The organism is Cupriavidus sp. 01L415 (genome assembly GCF_056400065.1).
In genome coordinates this window covers 71,906-89,893 of record NZ_JBFTSP010000002.1, presented here as the reverse complement: position 1 = coordinate 89,893, position 17,988 = coordinate 71,906, and the positions used below count along the sequence as shown (strand labels likewise).

11 protein-coding genes and 6 tRNA genes are annotated in these 17,988 nt (G+C 65.1%); 7 read left to right on the top strand and 10 right to left on the bottom strand.

Features of this window, described 5'->3' with window-relative positions; translation table 11 throughout:
- Positions 1-208: 208 nt before the first annotated feature.
- The 3 genes from AC1DOX_RS05715 to AC1DOX_RS05705 form a co-directional block, all read right to left on the bottom strand.
- Positions 209-3,784, bottom strand: coding sequence for a UvrD-helicase domain-containing protein (locus AC1DOX_RS05715; RefSeq protein ID WP_477113996.1), 3,576 nt, complete (start codon positions 3,782-3,784; stop codon positions 209-211).
- Positions 3,781-6,756 (bottom strand): PD-(D/E)XK nuclease family protein, encoded by a 2,976-nt coding sequence (locus AC1DOX_RS05710; protein ID WP_441621034.1) that lies wholly within the window; start codon positions 6,754-6,756, stop codon positions 3,781-3,783. The genes AC1DOX_RS05715 and AC1DOX_RS05710 overlap by 4 nt, the downstream gene beginning before the upstream one ends.
- Before the next feature lie 121 nt (positions 6,757-6,877).
- Positions 6,878-7,150 (bottom strand): hypothetical protein, encoded by a 273-nt coding sequence (locus AC1DOX_RS05705; RefSeq protein WP_441621032.1) that lies wholly within the window; start codon positions 7,148-7,150, stop codon positions 6,878-6,880.
- A gap of 548 nt (positions 7,151-7,698) precedes the next feature.
- Between AC1DOX_RS05705 and trxA the strand changes: the two genes are divergently transcribed.
- The 6 genes from trxA to AC1DOX_RS05675 all read left to right on the top strand — a co-directional run bounded on the left by trxA (position 7,699) and on the right by AC1DOX_RS05675 (position 14,206).
- The gene (gene trxA / locus AC1DOX_RS05700) at positions 7,699-8,025 is read left to right on the top strand and encodes a thioredoxin TrxA (RefSeq protein WP_092134310.1); all 327 of its coding nucleotides are present in this window, start codon (positions 7,699-7,701) and stop codon (positions 8,023-8,025) included.
- A 185-nt stretch (positions 8,026-8,210) separates the two neighbouring features.
- On the top strand, positions 8,211-9,473 hold the full coding sequence (rho, locus tag AC1DOX_RS05695) for a transcription termination factor Rho (protein ID WP_092134312.1): 1,263 nt from the start codon (positions 8,211-8,213) through the stop codon (positions 9,471-9,473).
- A gap of 75 nt (positions 9,474-9,548) precedes the next feature.
- Complete coding sequence (locus AC1DOX_RS05690; protein WP_092134313.1) at positions 9,549-10,397, top strand: M90 family metallopeptidase; 849 nt, start codon at positions 9,549-9,551, stop codon at positions 10,395-10,397.
- A gap of 183 nt (positions 10,398-10,580) precedes the next feature.
- Positions 10,581-10,841, top strand: coding sequence for a type B 50S ribosomal protein L31 (locus AC1DOX_RS05685; protein WP_092134315.1), 261 nt, complete (start codon positions 10,581-10,583; stop codon positions 10,839-10,841).
- Between the two features lie 139 nt (positions 10,842-10,980).
- Complete coding sequence (locus AC1DOX_RS05680) at positions 10,981-12,765, top strand: ArnT family glycosyltransferase (protein ID WP_441621029.1); 1,785 nt, start codon at positions 10,981-10,983, stop codon at positions 12,763-12,765.
- Between the two features lie 61 nt (positions 12,766-12,826).
- Positions 12,827-14,206, top strand: a complete 1,380-nt coding sequence (locus AC1DOX_RS05675; protein WP_441621027.1) for an MATE family efflux transporter — start codon at positions 12,827-12,829, stop codon at positions 14,204-14,206.
- Positions 14,207-14,342: 136 nt separating this feature from the next.
- On the opposite strand, the gene AC1DOX_RS05670 is transcribed toward AC1DOX_RS05675, so the two are convergent.
- The 7 genes from AC1DOX_RS05670 to gltX form a co-directional block, all read right to left on the bottom strand.
- Positions 14,343-14,419 (bottom strand) — tRNA-Asp (locus AC1DOX_RS05670).
- A gap of 67 nt (positions 14,420-14,486) precedes the next feature.
- Positions 14,487-14,562: transfer RNA gene (locus AC1DOX_RS05665), tRNA-Glu, on the bottom strand.
- Positions 14,563-14,666: 104 nt separating this feature from the next.
- A tRNA-Ala gene (locus AC1DOX_RS05660) sits at positions 14,667-14,742 on the bottom strand.
- A 160-nt stretch (positions 14,743-14,902) separates the two neighbouring features.
- A tRNA-Asp gene (locus AC1DOX_RS05655) sits at positions 14,903-14,979 on the bottom strand.
- Between the two features lie 67 nt (positions 14,980-15,046).
- A tRNA-Glu gene (locus AC1DOX_RS05650) sits at positions 15,047-15,122 on the bottom strand.
- A gap of 7 nt (positions 15,123-15,129) precedes the next feature.
- Positions 15,130-15,205: transfer RNA gene (locus AC1DOX_RS05645), tRNA-Ala, on the bottom strand.
- A gap of 223 nt (positions 15,206-15,428) precedes the next feature.
- Positions 15,429-16,826 carry a glutamate--tRNA ligase gene (gltX, locus tag AC1DOX_RS05640; protein WP_441621025.1) on the bottom strand — a complete coding sequence of 466 codons (1,398 nt, stop codon included), beginning with the start codon at positions 16,824-16,826 and terminating at the stop codon, positions 15,429-15,431.
- A gap of 195 nt (positions 16,827-17,021) precedes the next feature.
- Between gltX and AC1DOX_RS05635 the strand changes: the two genes are divergently transcribed.
- Entirely contained in the window at positions 17,022-17,984 is a 963-nt protein-coding gene (locus AC1DOX_RS05635; RefSeq protein WP_441621023.1) for a patatin-like phospholipase family protein, read from the top strand.
- Positions 17,985-17,988 lie beyond the last annotated feature (4 nt).

Sequence of the window (17,988 nt, the reverse complement as noted above, 5' to 3'; positions counted from 1 at the left end):
CCCCGAACAATGCACGCACTGCCGCTATCGCCCGGCGTGACGGATATCGTCGACGGATTCGCCACACAGCCCCAACGCACCCCAGCAGGACTCGCCCGGCACTCACCCGGAACGCGACTATTCTGCGCCCAAATGGGCAACCGCGCGTAGCAAGGCGCGATGTCCGCGACACCCGGCCCTGCCGGTGCCGCTCAGCGCCCCGCCCTGTTCAGAATAGCGAGCCCTGCTGCATGCCCGACATCGGCCGTTGCGCCGCCCGCAGACTGCCCGCGTCGATCCACTCGCCCGCCGCCGTCGCCACGCCGGCTTCGATCCGCTTGCCGGGGAACATCGGCCCCACCGCCGCCACATAGCGCGCGAGCTGGGCGCCATACGATGCATGCTCCTGCGGCAACAGCCGCAGCTTGTAGTCGATGATGACGACGCGGTCCTCGAATTCCACAAGCCGGTCGATCCGCAGCAGCCGGCCGCGTCCGTCGTACAACTCCACCTCATTGCGCGCCGATGCCGCCGCCTCCGGGAAGAACAGTGGACGCAGGGCTGGCGCCGACAGCATCGCGCGCACGTCGTCCACCGCGGCTTCGGCCTGCTGTTGCCAGCGCTCACGCGCCTGGGGTGCCCCGGCACCCGCCAGCGGGAACCAACGCATGACGGTGGCCACATCAGGCACCACGCCGAATGCCTCCGGATAGCGTGTGACCCGCTCCAGCAAGGCGTGGACCAGCTCGCCGTGCGCCGCCGCGGTCGCGTCGAACACGACGCCCTCGTCTTCCGGCACGTCACCTTCCCCACCCGCAGACACCTCGTCATCGACGATCATCGCGGCATCCCGATAGCGCAGCCGGAAGTCCGCGTAGCGCACGCGCTCGCTGGCCGGCGCCAGCGCAGCCGCCTCGGGCGAGACATCGGCTTCCGGATACGCCGTCAACTCGTCGCCCACGCCCGCCGCCGCCAGCCGCACATACCAGCTTCCCGCGATCTCCGCTGCCGGCGCGCTGTCCTTCTCCGCCTTGCTGGTGCGTCCTTTCACGCCGCTGACCAGCAACCCCTGTTGCGCGCGCGTCATCGCCACATACAACAGGTTCCAGTTTTCGCGGTCCGCCAACGCCGCCTCCGCCTCGAACAAGTGCGCGCGCGCCAGACCGCGTTCGCTGCGCTTGCCGTAGGCCGAGAAATGCGTCGGCACATGCGCCGTGGGCGGCCAGTCCACCAGGATCCCGCCCCGGTCCGCCGCCGGGTCGCTGTGGTTGGCGTCGAGCAGCACCACGAACGGCGCTTCCAGCCCCTTGGCCGCATGCACGGTCAGGATGTGCACCGCGTCGAGCTGGTTGTCGCCGTCGTCCTCGGGCTCCGCTTCCGTGTCTTCCACGCCTTCGCCCATGCCGCCTTCGTCGGGGCTTTCATCCTCGTCGCCACGGCGAATCTCCTGCAGTTCATCGATAAACTTCGGCAGGCTCGGATAGCGACCACCGTCGAGATCGAGCGACAGCTTCAGGAACGCATCGAGATTGGCCAGCACCTGCTCGCGGATGGCCGCCGGGGCCGCCTCCGCATAGCGGCGGCGCACCTCGCCGTGGTGATAGATCTGGTCGATCAGGTCGTGCACGGGCCGATGCGGTGCCAGCGCCAGCCATGCGCGCAGCCGCCCCACGCCGCTGCGCAGCGCGTCGGAGACATTGGCGGGCAGGCCGACGGTCTCGATGCGCGCCCACCAGCCGCCCTCGCCTTCCATGCCGGCCAGCAGGATCAGGTCATCGTCGGTCGCCCCGACAATCGGGCTCCTGAGCACGTGGGCCAGGTCGAGATCCGACTCCGGCGTCATCAGGAACGCCAGCAATGCCGAGATGTCGAGGGCTTCCAGCGTCGTGAGCAATCCGCCGCGCCGGGGGCTCAGGCAAGGGATGTCGGCTTCGCGCAGGGCCCGTTCGTAGTCGGCCAGGTGAGTCTTGCGGCGAACCAGCAGGTGCATGTCGCGCCAGATCGCCCGCCGCGAGGTATCGCCTTCGCGCACCGGCACGTTGTCGCGGATGTAGCGCAGCCACGCCGCCACGCGCCGCCCTTCTTCCAGCCGCAGCGAATCGCCTTGATGGGTGCGCGGCTGCGTGAGCGTGTCGCGATGGCCATCGGCTTCCGGTGCGTCCTCACGCGCCGCTTCCGCTGGCTCCTCCACGAGCGGCAGCAACCACACCGGCCCACCGGGTTCCTTCAGAGCCGTGGTCTGCGTTTCATACAGCGAATAGCGGCCCTCGGCACGCGCGTGATCGAACACCGCGTTGACCCAGTCGAGCACCTCCGGCCGGTTCCGGCGCGTGCGATTGGTGCGCAGCACGGTCGCGCCGAAATCCGCCTGCAGCATCTCGCTGGCGGCACCGAACAGGCGGGCGTCCGCGCGTCGGAAGCGATAGATCGACTGCTTGGGATCGCCGACCAGGAACACCGTCGGCTTGCCGCCCAGGCCCTGATAGCCGGCCAGCCAGCCCTGCAGGATGCGCCATTGCAGCGGGTTGGTGTCCTGGAACTCGTCAAGCAGCAGGTGGCGATATCGCGCATCGAGCCGCACCTGCAGATAGGTGGCGGTTTCCTCGTCGGCCATCAGCCTGGCGGCCAGCCATTCGAGGTCCGCGAAATCCATCGCGCGCTGCTCGCTCTTGTAGTGCTGGTAACGTTCCAGCAGCGCGTCGCCAAGACGATACAGCGCCAGGTTGACCGCCAGCACGGTGGCCTCGCAGCGGCGCGCGGCGATCTCGTCCAGTCGGGTGCAGTGACCGGCGTGCCGCTCCAGCAGGGTATCGACGGCGGCTTCACTTCCGGCTGCCTTGACCAGCGCCGTCGTGCGGCGCATGGCGCGTGGCTCGCCGGCTGCGGTGAAGAATGCCGCGCGCAGCAGGCTGAACGCCTGCGTGGCGGGATCGCCCGGCGCACGACCGGCCTCGCGCCAGGACTGGATCGCCATCAAGCCATCGACCAGCCGCGCGGCATGCCCCTGCTCCGTCTTGCCGCCCTCGCCCAGCAGCCTGGCCATCTGCGCGCAATCTTCGAGCCAGCCGTCGTCACAGAGCGCATCGACGAGCACGTCGGTCGTCGCGTCGTCGCCAAGATCCCTGGCCAGCATGGCAGCCGGGCTGCCGGCCTCGCGCATCGCCCACCATTCGCTGCGGGCATGGAACATCCGGTCGAGCAGCCCGCGTGCCTGGAATTCGCCGATGGCGTCGACGAGCTGTTCATAGGATTCGCGCAAATCCGCGTACTGCGGTTGCGCCAGCGCGCGCCAGAAAGGAGCCCACGCCTCGCGCTTCATGCGCAGCGCATCTTCGCGCAGCGACGCACCCGGCACGATGCCCGACGCCAGCGGCGCGCCGCGCAGCAGCGTGCCGAACCAGCCGTGGAAAGTGTCGATGGCCATCCGGCCCGGCGACGCCAGCACCTGCGCATGCAGGCCGCGCGCACGGGGCAGCGCGGCACGCGCCGCATCTGGCGTCATTCCGCGCATCTCCAACTGGGCCAGCACGGCCTCGTCGGTGCCGCTGGCCAGTTGGGACAGCACTTCCAGCAGGCGTTCGCGCATCTCCTCGGCCGCCTTGCGCGTGAAGGTGATGGCCAGGACTTCATGCGGCGCGGCACCGGCCAGCAGCAGGCGCGCCAGCCGCGCCACCAGTAGCCACGTCTTGCCGCTGCCGGCGCAGGCTTCCACCACCACCGATCGACCGGGGTCGCAGGCGGCGCGCGTGAAATCACCTTCGCCAACGGGCTGGCCATCGCGGAGGTAGGCGTGAACTTCGGTCATGACTGCAGATCGGGCAAGGCGGTGGATTCCCAGAAACCCTTGCGGCACAGGCCGCGGGCTTCGCAATAAGTACAGGCGGCGGCATCGCCGAATGCCGGGAGCCTCGCCCCCTGGCGCAAGCGGCCCACGTCATTGCGTAGCTGACGCTCGAGCCAGGTCACGGTGGCCTGGAACTCAGGCATATCTACCTCGCGTTGCGCGCCCGGCGAACTGTCCTTGCCGCCGAGCTTCACGCCTTCGAGCGCGACCCAGCTGCCGGCCACGGCATCGGCGCGCAACAGGCCGTAGAACGGCAGTTGGCAATCCTCCTCGGGGTCGCCGGCCTTGCGCCGCAAGCGGCTGGCGGGCTGCGTCTTGTAGTCGAGCACGGCGTGCGCGCCATCCGGCCCCTTGTCGACCCGGTCGATCCGGCCCGCGAGCCGCAGTGGCACGCCGTCCGGCATCGCCACATCCACGCTGACATCCATCTCGCCACCGCGCCAGTGCCAGCCCTCGGCCTCGCGTGCGATCTGCCATGCGACATACGAGGGCAGCACTTCGCACCAGCGACGGTAGTAGCCGATCGCGTTGCCGTCATCGGCCATCAGCGCACCGAAGACGTCATCCGAAATCTCGCGCAGACGCGCCAGCCGGCGTTCGGCATCGCGCTCGTCCGAGGCGTGCATTTCCTCGTGATATTGCAGCAGCACGCGGTGCAGCAGATTGCCGATGTCGCGCTTCTCCAGGTCGTCGTTGACGGCCTCCAGCCCGGCAAGCCCGAGCATGCGGCCCGCAAAGAACTGATACGGGCATCGACGAAGCATGTTGTACGCCTGCGCGCTCCAGCGAGCCGGCACGCGCTCCGGCGCGGCGGGTGCGGGCATGTAGCCGGGCCGCGCGAACGTCTCGTGCAGGCAGGGCGCAGCATTGGCCTCGATCGGCGCGCCAGCGCGCGCGCAGCAAGCCGAGAGCCGCTCGATCCAGCCCGACACATGGTGCGGCTCCCCCCTGCCGCCAAAGCGCTGCCACGTCATGACCACATCGTCATTGTTCAGCAGCACCTCGGCCAGATCGCGCGCTTGCTGGGCGAAACGCGCCTCGCGGTCTTCGAGCCCAAGTTCGCGCCGCATCTGGTTCGAGAAGAACATCAGCTCGGCGGCGCTGGACGGCAGTTGCGCATCGTCGCAGCCGACCACCACCACGCCGTCGAACCGACGCATCCGCGCACCGTTCAACGGCAGGATCGTGATCCGCGACGCATCCGGCGCGGAGGGTTCCTTGTAGGCAACCGATTCCAGCAGCGCGGACAGCATCGCGCGGAACTCCTGCTGACTGAGCGTCGCATGCGCGCCCGTCTCGTCGCCAGGCAGATCGGCCAGCCGGGCCAGCGCATCGAGAAGCTGTCGGCCGGCATCGTCCTCGGCCAGCGCCGTGCGCATGGCCAGCGTATCCAGCATCGCGTCCAGGCGCTCCAGCCAGACGGTCAGCGGCTTTTGCGCAGCACCCCGCGGCCAGGCGGAGGCCTCGTCGGCGAGGATCGCAATCAGGGCGCGTGCGGCGGCGCGCGTCTGCTGCACGGTGTCAGCTGCCACATCGGTCGCGGCATCGGGGGTGATATCGGGCGTGCCCGGCGTCGCCGCATCGGCCCGCACGGTGGTGCTCCGTTCGGCAAACAGATGCCGCAGGCGTGCCCAGCCGCCACTGATGCCGTCGCGGCGAATCTGGCGCTCCATCAGCGCGATGGCTGCGCCACGGTTTTCGAAGGCCGGCAGGCAGAACGGACTCTTCAGCAAGTCCAGCAAGGCCGACGTGTCGCCATCACGGGCGAGCACATCAAACCAGCGCATGAGCGCGGCGGCGGCGCGCGTCGTGGATAGTTTCCAACCGGTTTCGTCGCGTACCGGCGCACCGGCGCGGGCCAGCAAGGCGCGCGCGCGGCGGGCCACCACGCGATCATGGGCGACCAGCGCGACGTGGCGGCGGCCTTCGTTGAGCCACTGAACAAGCTGGTCGGCCGCGGCCGCGGCCTCGTCCTCGAAACGCGCGCTGCCAATCACCCGAATCCTCGGCCGGCTTTCCGGCAGCGTGGCCGGAAGCGATGGTGTGAATGATGGCACCGGATTCGGCATCGACGGCTGCGTGTCGCCGTCTTCCGCCGAGGCAACCTCCGCATCCACGCGACGCGCTTCGGGCCATAGCGCGAGCAACGTGCCATACCAGTCGGGCCCGGAATCGGCGTCATGCGATCCGCCCGACCAGTCGTAACCGATCTCCAGCGTCGGCATTTGTTCGCCGGCCTGCATCAGGAACGTGGCCTCGATCGGCTCCGGTGGCGTCGGGCCGATCCAGATCACTGGCCCCGCCACCTGCAGCGCCAGCCGTTGCAATGCACGCCGGCGGGCCGGTAGCGGATCGTCGGGGCCCGACAGCATCTGCCAGAACGCCAGCACGATCTGCGCCTCCTGTCCGAGGAAACGCTCGGACAGATGCGCGTATGTCCGCTGCAACGCACCTTGCAGCAAGGCGGCGCGGTCATCGCCATCGATGTCATCGTCATCACGGATCGCCGCGTCCTCGAGCCAACGTGCGCTGAGCTCGTCGCTGATGGACAGTAGCGTCTGCGCCAGGCCCCAGGCCGCGCCCTCTGTCTGCGCACCGAATGCCTGGCGCAGCCAGTCCTGCGCGCGGATCGCCTGCTGCACCGCAAGCAAACGCGCCGCATGACTACGCACGAGGGTGGGCTCGGCGGCCAGATCGGGTGGCAGGTCCAGCAGCCAGTGGCCGAGCGTCAGCACGCGCGGCAGCAGCCGTGGCTGGCCCGCGGCCCGCGCAGCGGCGTCGAGCGCCGCGCGCACGCCGGGAATCTGCGCGGCCGTGGGCACGACCACATGCGCGCCGGCTGCCGCCGGACCGCAACGATCAAGGAAATACCACGTCGCCGTGGCGGCCTGCTCCAGGAAAGAGGGGCCGGGAGAAAAGGAAAGCCGGGTCATGGGTGGCGCGACGCATCGCGCAAGGTCAGGCTAGACCTTGCCGCGCGACGCGGCGCAGCAAGGCGACAGGAATGCTCAGCGATCCGAGGGCAACCCGGGGCCCTCGGCAGGATGGCCGGGCTCAGTGATCCCCCCGGTCGAGCCGGGCGCGCAGTTCGCGCGCGGTTTCCAGCAGTCCCTCATAGCCGGAGCGGGCATGCTCCGGCAGGTCGGGGTCCCCTATCAGGGTGCCGAGGGTTTCCATCACACTGTAAACAAGTCCCCGCGCAGCGCCGGTGGCAATGCTGTTGGTCTCGACCGCGCTGCTGAGATGCTCCAGCGCGTCGCTCAGGTGGTCCACATCCGGAGACTGCTCGTCTTCGGGCGGGGTGGGCTTGCGGGATTCTGAAGTCATGATCGATGGCCTTGGTGGTTGCCCCGGCTGGGTGAAAACGGGTGACGAAACAGCGCCTGTCGCGGCATATCGCGAGACAACCTGTCCCGCCGATATCCGCCGCCAACGCTCCGCCGATCCGAAGGGCGGGCAAAGGCGTACGCGTCATTTATCATTCTACGCGCGCCGATCGCCCCTAAAAATGTGGCGCCTCGCAAAGTGCATTCTAGATCATGCACGCGCCGCCAATTTCAGGGAAATCCCGCTCCGTAATAACCCAAATGAGTACTGGTCAATTGAGCCAGACTCTTGGCACGATTAATACAAACTTCGGCACCGGCAGCGCCCTGGCGGCACAATGGTCACCAACGCCGCAGCCCTGCCGGAAGCGTCCCTCGCGAGGGTCTTGAAATCCGTCAAACTGGTAATATACCGGCGACAAAGGCGGTGGCTCTTCCCATGAAAGTGCCGTCCGGCGAAGCCGCGGAATCTCGTGTATGGTAGCGGTTCGGCCCATTAGCAGTTTCCAGCCTTCAACATAAACTGAGCGAAACCAGAGGTTTTCCGCCATGAGCGAACAAATCAAGTATGTGAGCGACGCATCTTTCGAGTCCGACGTCCTCAAGTCCGACAAGCCCGTCCTGCTGGACTTCTGGGCCGAATGGTGCGGTCCTTGCAAGATGATCGCCCCGATCCTGGACGAAGTTGCGCGCGACTACGGCGACAAGGTGCAGATCGCCAAGATCAACGTCGACGAGAACCAGCAAGTGCCGGCCAAGTTCGGCATTCGCGGCATCCCCACGCTGATCCTGTTCAAGAACGGCGAGCCGGCTGCACAGAAGGTTGGCGCACTGTCGAAGTCGCAGCTGACCGCGTTCCTGGACGGCAACCTGTAATCCGCCGCCCGCCGGGGCCCGCCAGGCGCGGCACCCCGGCAACCACAATCCGGCCTATGCGCGCCAGCCCTGGCGCTGCGGCCGGATTGTGCTAAGATGCCACCAACAACTTCCCCGAGCGTTCGCTCATTCTTTCCCCCGTCCCTTAGGTCTTGCCCGTCCGGGCCCTTCTGTACCCCTCGTCTATGCACCTGACAGAACTCAAATCGCTTCACGTGTCTGCGCTTCTCGAAATGGCGGCAACGCTCGAGATCGACAATGCACAACGGATGCGCAAACAGGAACTGATGTTTGCGATCCTGAAGAAGCGCGCCAAGATGGGCGAAACCATCTACGGAGACGGCACGCTGGAAGTTCTGCCCGATGGCTTCGGTTTCCTGCGCTCGCCGGAAACGTCGTACCTGGCCAGCACGGACGACATCTACATCAGCCCCTCGCAGATCCGCCGCTTCAACCTGCATACCGGCGACTCGATCGAAGGTGAAGTGCGCACCCCGAAGGATGGCGAGCGCTACTTCGCACTCGTCAAGGTGGACAAGGTCAACGGGCAGCCGCCCGAAGCGGTGAAGAACCGCATCATGTTCGAGAACCTGACGCCGCTGCATCCGAACCGGCCGCTCATCCTCGAACGCGACATCCGCGCCGAGGAAAACATCACCGGCCGCATCATCGACATGATCGCCCCGATCGGCCGTGGCCAGCGCGCACTGCTGGTGGCATCGCCGAAATCCGGCAAGACCGTGATGCTGCAGCACGTGGCGCATGCCATCGCCAACAATCATCCGGAAGCGGACCTCTTCGTGCTGCTGATCGACGAGCGCCCGGAAGAAGTGACCGAAATGATGCGCTCCGTGCGCGGCGAAGTGGTGGCGTCCACGTTTGACGAACCCGCCATCCGCCACGTGCAGGTGGCTGAAATGGTCATCGAGAAAGCCAAGCGCCTGGTGGAACTGAAGCGCGATGTGGTGATCCTGCTGGATTCGATCACGCGTCTGGCGCGCGCCTACAACACGGTGGTGCCGGCATCGGGCAAGGTGCTGACTGGCGGTGTGGACGCCAACGCGCTGCAACGTCCGAAGCGCTTCTTCGGCGCCGCGCGGAATCTGGAAGAAGGCGGCTCGCTGACCATCATCGCCACCGCGCTGATCGAAACGGGCAGCCGCATGGACGACGTGATCTACGAAGAGTTCAAGGGCACCGGCAACATGGAAGTGCACCTGGAACGCCGTCTGGCGGAAAAGCGCGTCTACCCGGCCATCAACCTGAACAAGTCGGGCACGCGCCGCGAAGAACTGCTGATCAAGCCGGAAATCCTCCAGAAGATCTGGATCCTGCGCAAGTTCATCTCGGACATGGACGAAGTACAGGCCATGGAATTCATCCTGGACAAGATGAAGCCGACGAAGAACAACGCGGAGTTCTTCGACATGATGCGTCGGGGTGGCTGACCCTCGCAGCTAGTCCTGCACAGCAAGAAGGCGTACCCTTGGGTGCGCCTTTTTTGTTTCCTCTTTCGCGAGACCATGTTTGGCAAACTGACCAGCTTCCTGCGCGCACGATCCAGGGCCCGCAAGCTCGAGCACTATGCGATTCCGGACGAATTGTGGACGCGCACGGTAGCAGCCCTGCCCTTCGTGCAACGCTACGATGCCGACGACCTGGCCGCGCTGCGTGAACTGGCCACGCTATTCATCGCCAGCAAGGAATACTCCACCGCGCATGACCTGCCGCTGACCGACGAGATGGTGGTCAGCGTGGCCGTCCAGGCCTGCGTGCCAATCCTGAAACTCGGTATCGAGTGGTATCGCGGCTGGCACGGCATCGTGCTCTATCCGGGCGAGTTCCTGATCCGCAAAACGGTCGAGGACGATATCGGACTGGTGCACGGCGTGGAGGAGGAAGCCAGTGGCGAAGCCTGGGAGCACGGCCCCGTGATCCTGTCCTGGCAGGACGTCAAATCGCCCGGCGCGGGCCTTGACGCTGACGGCCTGACAGCCGATGCGTACAACGTGGTGATTCACGAGTTTGCGCACAAGCTCGACATGCTGGACGGGGAGCCCGACGGTGTACCGCCGTTTTCGCGCGTGCTGCATCCCGGCGTGGATGCCGCCCAATGGGCCGAAACGCTCCTGAGCGAGTACGATGCGTTTGCCGAGGCCTGCGATGCGCTGCCCGATTCCGCCTGGGACCATCCGGCCCGCCTGCCGCCTCGATTGCGCGTCATCGATCCCTACGGCTGCGAAGCGCCGAGCGAGTTCTTCGCGGTGGCGTCCGAGACATTTTTCGTCGAACCAGGAGGGTTGCATCAGCACTGGCCCGCGCTCTATGACGCGCTCGCCACGTTTTACCGGCAGGATCCGGCGAAAAAGTGATGCGTAAGATGCCGTTGCCCACTAGTGTCGCGTCCGGGCGATATCGCGCGTCTCCTTACCCAAGTCTTTGTTTTTCTGCCATAATCCCGGTTTGCCCGTTATCGGCAAGTGGTTCGCTCGCCGCAAGCATCAGCGCGACCGGCACACCCAGCGAACTGGCTACCCAACCTGAAAGGAAGCACCATGAAAGAAGGCATTCACCCGAATTACCGCGAAGTCCTGTTCCACGACGTGTCGAACGACTTCAAGTTCGTGACCCGCTCGACGATCCAGACCAAGGACACGATCGAACACGAAGGCAAGACCTACCCGCTCGCCAAGATCGAAGTGTCGTCGGAATCGCACCCGTTCTACACCGGCACCCAGAAGATCATGGACACGGCCGGCCGCGTCGAGAAGTTCCGCCAGAAGTTCGGCAGCAAGCTGAGCGCGATCAAGAAGTAATCGCGCACGCTTTCCGAGCGACTGCCGCGCACGCCAGGACGGATGCTCCTGCGGCGCGCGACCTGACAAAGAGGCAGCATCGGCTGCCTCTTTGCATTTGTGGCCGCATGAATGGCCACATGCCTGATCCCACCTGCCGATGAGTCAAGCCAAGACCTCTCCCGTCCACCTGACCGCCGCCGCCACCGGTGCTCTGCCCCGTGCGCTGCTGCTGGCGATCTGCATCATCTACGGACTGGCCGGCCTGTTTGGCCGCGACCCCTGGAAAAACGAGGACGCGGCGGGCTTCGGCGTGATGTGGCAACTGGCCACCGGCGGCGTGCAGGACTGGCTGATGCCGAATATCGTCGGCCGTCCCTTCAGCGAGGACGGCCCCCTCGTGTTCTGGGTCGGCGGCATCATGATCCGGCTGTTCGGCGGCTGGCTCGGCGCACCCGACGCCTCGCGCATCGCCACGGCGCTGTTCTATTTCGCGACGTGCGCATTCATCTGGTACACGACTTATCTGCTCGGCCGGCGCGATGAGGTGCAGCCGTTCGCATTCGCCTTCGGAGGCCAGCCCGATGCGCGATCCTATGGCCGCGCCCTGGCGGACGGCGCGCTGCTGATCTTCCTGGCTTGCGTCGGTCTGGCGATGCGCGGTCATGAGACCACAGCACAGGTCGGCCAGGTCTGCTTCATCGCCTTCATGCTGTACGGGATGGTGCGCAGCCTCGACAAGCCCGTACAGGGCAGCCTGTGGTTTGGCGCAGGCCTGGGCGCGCTGGTCCTGGCCAGCGGCCCGATCCTGGGGGCGGCACTGCTGGCCGCAACACTGGTGGCGGGTGCGGTCTGCAAGCCGGTGCCGCTGAAGCGCCTGATGGGGATCGGGCTCCCGATCGCGCTGGTGATCGTCATGGCCTGGATGGCTGCCGTTTATTTCGGCGCCAGCGATTCCATCAACGGCGTGACCTACATCCGTGAATGGTCGCGCTACGACCGCCGTACGTATGGCGCGCCGTCGGTATTCACCATCGGCTTCATTGCCCGCAACTTCTTCCTCTTTGCCTGGCCCGTCTGGCCAATTGCCGCCTGGGCGTGGTTGTCGTGGCGCGGCATGCGGCGCGCACCCCACGTGACGCTGCCGCTGTCGATCCTGGCCATGCTGTTCTTGCTGCTGGTGCTGCAACGCAATCCCGGCGACGTGCAGTTCATCCTGCTGCTACCGCCGATGGCGATTCTGGCTGCATTTGCCCTGCCCACGCTGACGCGCGGCGCGATCAATGCGATCGACTGGTTTGCCCTGTTGTTCTTCACGATTTTCGGCGGCTTCGTCTGGTTCATGTGGATCGCCAAGACCACGGGCTGGCCGCCACGTATTGCCAACAATGTGTTCCGTCTGATTCCCGGCTTCCAGCACACGTTTACGATCAGCGCGGTGGCCATCGCACTGGCCGTCACGCTGGCCTGGGTGCTGATCGTGCGCTGGCGCCTCTCGCGCGCGCCCAAGCAGATCTGGCGTCCGGTGGTGATCTCCGCTGCAGGCACGACGCTGATGTGGGTCATCGCCATGACGCTGTGGCTGCCGTCGATCAACTACGGCAAGACCTATCGCGATGTCGCACAGGCCGCGTCAATGGCACTCCCCTCGACCTATACGTGTGTGCAGCCGATCCGCATGGGCGATGCCCAGCTCGCGTCGTTCGCGTTCTTCGGCCACATCCGCTTTGGCGGTCCGAGCGATGGCTGCGATGTGCTGCTGCGGCACGATGCCGTCGACTACGGCACACCGAGCAGCATCTCCCATTTTGAATGGCGCCTGATCTGGGAAGGCCGCCGACCGGCGGACCGCGACGAACGCTTCCGCATGTACCGGCTGGTGGATACGTCGCGCATTACGGCGCCGCACCCCACGTTGCCGCGCCGTCTGCCGCCCCAGCCCTGATCCGGGCAGTCGCCCCTCATCCCGCCTGCGCACGCGGGACCCCTCCCACCTGACAAGAACAATGAGCAGCGCGCTGCAGGATATTCGTCGGATTGCCAACCTGGCCGCACCGGTCCTGGTTGGCCAACTGGCCGTGGTGGCCTTCGGTGTCATCGATACGGTCATGGCCGGCCGTGCCTCCGCGGCAGACCTTGCCGCGGTTGGCCTCGGCGGGTCCATCTACATCACGGTCTATATCAGCCTGATGGGCGTGCTGCAGGCACTGGCGCCCATCGCCGCGCAGCTCTACGGTGCGGGACGCACGGTAGAAATCGGCAGTGAAGTCCGCCAGGCCGCATGGCTCGGCCTGGCGCTGGCGATCCCCGGCATGCTGCTGCTACTGTTCCCCGAGCCATTGCTTGCATTTGCCAAGGCACCGCCCGAGCTGGTGGAGAAGGCTTCCCGCTACCTGCATATCGTCGCGTTCGGGCTACCGGCCGCGCTGGGCTTCCGTATCTATATGGCGCTGAACAATGCGCTGTCGCGGCCGATCATGGTGACGGTCCTGCAACTGGCGGGGCTGGCCATCAAGATCCCGCTCAACGCCTGGTTCATTCATGGCGGCTTCGGAGTGGCACCGATGGGCGGTCCGGGCTGCGCACTGGCATCGTCGCTGATCAGCTGGGTCTGGTGCATCGCCGGGTTGATGATCCTGCGGCATGGCGCGGCTTACCAGCCGCTAGCGATCTTTGCCGGCTGGGAATGGCCGAAGTGGGAGAAGGTCCGTCCGCTGCTACGGCTGGGCGTGCCGATGGGGCTCACGTACCTCATCGAGATCACGTCCTTCACGCTGATGTCGATCTTCATCACGCGCATGGGCACCGAGACGCTGGCGGGTCACCAGATCATCGCAAACCTCAGTGCCGTCGCTTACATGATGCCGTTATCGCTCTCGATTGCCACCTCGACACTGGTCGCACAGTCGATCGGCGCTCGAGATCTGGCCGGCGCACGGCGCATCGCCTGGCGCGGCATCCGTTTCGGCGCGGGGCTGGCGCTGGTCACGGGCGCCCTGCTCTGGCTCCTGCGCGAGCCGCTCCTGCACGCCTATGCAAAGGATCCGGCTGTGGTGGCCAAGGCGCTGCCCCTGATGCTGTTCGTCGCCTTCTATCAAGCGTTCGACGCAGTGCAGGTCATGAGCGCCTTTATCCTCCGTGCTTACAAGATCGCACTGATCCCGACGCTTATCTATGCAGCGTCACTATGGGGCGTGGGACTCGGGGGCGGCTACGTGATGGGTTTTGGCTTGATCGAGGCGCTGCCGGCCTTCACGCGCGGCGCGTCAGGCTTCTGGCTGGCGAACAGTGTCAGCCTGGCGGTGGCCGGAACGTTGCTGGTCCGGTATTTCATGCGGATCAGCAAGTTGCCTGCGATGGTCAGGGACGAATCGTCATCGCATTAGTTGCGGGCAAGACTCCACACCAATGGTGTGTTGTCCTGGCCAACAAATCCGCAGCCCGGGCCTCGCAAACCCGGGCCTCCTAAATCAAAAATACAAAAGAAAAACCCGCATGACTTTCACCATGCGGGCTTAGTTTTGGCGGAGTGGACGGGACTCGAACCCGCGACCCCCGGCGTGACAGGCCGGTATTCTAACCGACTGAACTACCACTCCTTAGTCGGTGCCATCCAGAGCGATGCTCCGGACGACAAACTGAACGTCTGATTACGTTCTGTTGTTTTGGCGTCCCCTAGGGGATTCGAACCCCTGTACTCACCGTGAAAGGGTGATGTCCTAGGCCTCTAGACGAAGGGGACAGAAACTTGTTGCAACGTTTCCGTCTGCGCTGCGAAGTCGGCTATTCTAGCAGACTTTTTTCAGCTTGAAGCACCTTTTTTGCTGGGTCGGTGCCTCGAAATCCTGGTGGAGCTAAGCGGGATCGAACCGCTGACCTCTTGCATGCCATGCAAGCGCTCTCCCAGCTGAGCTATAGCCCCTTGGTACTGCATAATCGCGTCAGACGCGAAGCTGCGATTATATATCGATATTCTCCCGACACGCAACATATTGCCTGAAGAAAACCGCGAAGTGATTATCAGATAATCACCTCTCACCCAAAGAAAAACCCGCTTGGTATTACCCAAGCGGGTTCAGTTTTGGCGGAGTGGACGGGACTCGAACCCGCGACCCCCGGCGTGACAGGCCGGTATTCTAACCGACTGAACTACCACTCCATAGTCGGTTGCCATCTGGAGCTTCGCTCCGGACGACAAAGCGGACGTTTGATTACGTCCATTTTTCTGGCGTCCCCTAGGGGATTCGAACCCCTGTACTCACCGTGAAAGGGTGATGTCCTAGGCCTCTAGACGAAGGGGACAGAAACTTGGTGGAGCTAAGCGGGATCGAACCGCTGACCTCTTGCATGCCATGCAAGCGCTCTCCCAGCTGAGCTATAGCCCCAATGTTGCTGTCATTTACTGCTACTTGCTAATCACCAGATTTACTGCGTTTCTGGCGAAGCGGCGATTATAAAGCAACCACACCGTTTTGCAAGCCCCCGTTCCGCTAACTTCTCCGGCCTTTCAGCCAGTCCGCTTGGCTTTCGCCGTGCAGTGGGGAGAACGAGATTATGCTGAAGTCTCGGTCGGAGCGCAAGCCCCCGCCGAGACTTTTCCGCACTTTTTTACACCACGGCCAGGCGGCGCAGCACAGCCTCACGGCCGAACAGCTCCAGCACGGCATCGATGCTCGGCGTCTGAAGCTGTCCTGCCACCAGCAGCCGTACCGGCATCGCCAGCTTGGGCATTTTCAAGCCGAACTCGGCCAACACAGCCTTGAACGTCGCGCTGATGGCTTCACGCTTCCACTCGGGCAGCGCCGCGAGTTGCGTGGCCAGGGCCTGCAGCGCAGGACGAATCTCGTCAGTCAGATGCTCGGCGACCAATGCCGCGTCCGGCTGCGGCTCGCCGCGATAGAACAGGATCGCGGTCTGGGCCACTTCCTTCAGCGTGTTGGCGCGATCCTTGACCAGTGCGATCACGTCCGGCAGGTTTGCGCCTTCCACCTTGCCGCCCAGTGCTTCGATGAACGGTCGCGTCAGCTCGGCCAGACGCGCGTTGTCGCCCACCTTGATGTAGTGGTTGTTCAGCCAGGCCAGCTTCTCCGGGTTGTACTGCGCCGGCGACTTGCCCAGGTGCTCCAGGTCGAACCACTCGACAAACTGCTCGCGCGAGAAGATTTCCGCATCGCCATGCGCCCAGCCCAGGCGGGCCAGGTAGTTCAGCACGGCCTCAGGCAGATAGCCTTCATCGCGATAGCCGGTCACGGGCATGGCGCCATGCCGCTTGCTCATCTTTTCGCCCTGCTCGTTCAGGACGGTTGGCAGGTGCGCGTAGACAGGCACGTCACCACCCAGCGCGCGGATGATGTTGATCTGGCGCGGCGTGTTATTGACGTGGTCGTCGCCACGAATCACGTGCGTGATCTTCATATCGAGGTCATCCACGACCACGCAGAAATTGTACGTAGGCGTGCCATCCGGGCGGGCGATCACCAGGTCGTCCAACTCATCATTGGCAATCTCGATGCGGCCCTTCACGCCGTCTTCCCAGACCACGCTACCGCCGATCGGGTTCTTGAAGCGCACCACAGGCTGTACGCCAGCAGGCGGCTCGGGCAGAACCTTGCCCGGCTCCGGACGCCAGAAGCCGTTATAGCGAGGCTTCTCGCCGGCCGCACGCTGGGCTTCGCGCAGAGCGTCCAGTTCCTCCGTGCTCATGTAGCAGTGGTACGCCAGCCCGGCGTCCATCATCTGCTGCACGACTTCGCGATAGCGGTCCATGCGCTGCATCTGATAGAACGGGCCTTCGTCGATATCGAGGTCGAGCCAGGCCATGCTCTCCAGGATCACGTCGACCGCTTCCTGGGACGAGCGCTCAACGTCGGTATCCTCGATGCGCAGGATGAAGTCGCCCTTCATGCGGCGGGCAAAGGCCCACGGATAGAGTGCGGAGCGAATATTGCCGAGGTGAATGAAGCCGGTCGGGCTCGGCGCGAAGCGGGTGCGGACGCGTTGTGTCATGTCTGGGAGAAACAAAAAGGCCCGCGCACGGATGCGCGCAGGCCGGATTCGGTTAACGCGGCATTATAGCGCCCCGACCGCCTCCCCTTCGGCCAAGGAATCATTTATGCTGCCACCGGTCTCAGACTCAGCCGCACGCAAGGCGACGGCCCGCAGATGCCAGAGGCATCACTTCCTGACGATTCCCAACCCTCGATGAAACGACGCCACTTCCTGCGCAATGCCCTGGGCGCGTCGGCGGCGATGCTGCTGGCTGCCTGTTCCACCGGCCCGAAGCCGACTCCCACGCTCCCGACGACGACCGGCACCGTGCCACCCGTCGCCACCATTCCGCCGCGCCCGATACGCATCGGACTGGCCCTGGGTGGCGGTGCCGCACGCGGCTTCGCCCATATTGGCGTGATCAAGGCGCTGGAGGCGCAAGGCATCCAGCCCGACATTGTCACGGGCACCAGCGCCGGTTCCGTGGTCGCGGCACTCTACGCGTCGGGCATGGACGGCTTCACGCTCAACAAGCTGGCACTGACCATGGACGAAGCCGCCATCGCCGACTGGGCCCTGCCCTTCGGCACCAAGTTCGGCGGCTGGCTCAAGGGCGAGGCGCTGCAGAACTATGTCAACCGGCTGGTAAAGAATCGCCCGATCGAAGCGATGAAGTTGCCGCTGGGCATCGTGGCTACCGACCTCAAGACCGGCGAGCGCATCCTGTTCCGGCGCGGCAATACGGGCCAGGCCGTGCGCGCATCCAGCAGCGTGCCCGGCGTGTTCCAGCCGGTTTCGATTCAGGGGCACGACTATGTGGATGGTGGACTTGTAGAACCCGTTCCAGTGGATTCGGCACGCGAGATGGGAGCGGACTTCGTGATCGCCGTGAATATCTCCGCCCAGCCCTCGAGCCAGAAGAATGGCGGTCAGAGCGGCGTGCTGCTGCAGACCACGGCCATCATGGGCCAGTCGATCAACAAGATGGCGCTGGCGCGGGCCGACGTCGTGATCCGCCCCGACCTGCCCGATATGGGCGGCAGCGACTTCACGGCGCGCAATCGCGCGATCCTGGCCGGAGAACAGGCAACGGCGGCAGTGCTGACCACCCTCCGCGAAAAACTCGTCGCGGCGCGCGGCCGTCCAGCCGCCACGGGGACGGTCGCGACGCAATAACGCG

Coding starts and splice junctions, on each gene's coding strand:
- AC1DOX_RS05710 (WP_441621034.1), bottom strand. CDS start 6,756: ATGACCCGGCTTTCCTTTTCTCCCGGCCCCTCTTTCCTGGAGCAGGCC.
- AC1DOX_RS05690 (WP_092134313.1), top strand. CDS start 9,549: ATGTTTGGCAAACTGACCAGCTTCCTGCGCGCACGATCCAGGGCCCGC.
- gltX (WP_441621025.1), bottom strand. CDS start 16,826: ATGACACAACGCGTCCGCACCCGCTTCGCGCCGAGCCCGACCGGCTTC.
- AC1DOX_RS05705 (WP_441621032.1), bottom strand. CDS start 7,150: ATGACTTCAGAATCCCGCAAGCCCACCCCGCCCGAAGACGAGCAGTCT.
- AC1DOX_RS05715 (WP_477113996.1), bottom strand. CDS start 3,784: ATGACCGAAGTTCACGCCTACCTCCGCGATGGCCAGCCCGTTGGCGAA.
- AC1DOX_RS05635 (WP_441621023.1), top strand. CDS start 17,022: ATGAAACGACGCCACTTCCTGCGCAATGCCCTGGGCGCGTCGGCGGCG.
- AC1DOX_RS05675 (WP_441621027.1), top strand. CDS start 12,827: ATGAGCAGCGCGCTGCAGGATATTCGTCGGATTGCCAACCTGGCCGCA.
- AC1DOX_RS05680 (WP_441621029.1), top strand. CDS start 10,981: ATGAGTCAAGCCAAGACCTCTCCCGTCCACCTGACCGCCGCCGCCACC.
- AC1DOX_RS05685 (WP_092134315.1), top strand. CDS start 10,581: ATGAAAGAAGGCATTCACCCGAATTACCGCGAAGTCCTGTTCCACGAC.
- trxA (WP_092134310.1), top strand. CDS start 7,699: ATGAGCGAACAAATCAAGTATGTGAGCGACGCATCTTTCGAGTCCGAC.
- rho (WP_092134312.1), top strand. CDS start 8,211: ATGCACCTGACAGAACTCAAATCGCTTCACGTGTCTGCGCTTCTCGAA.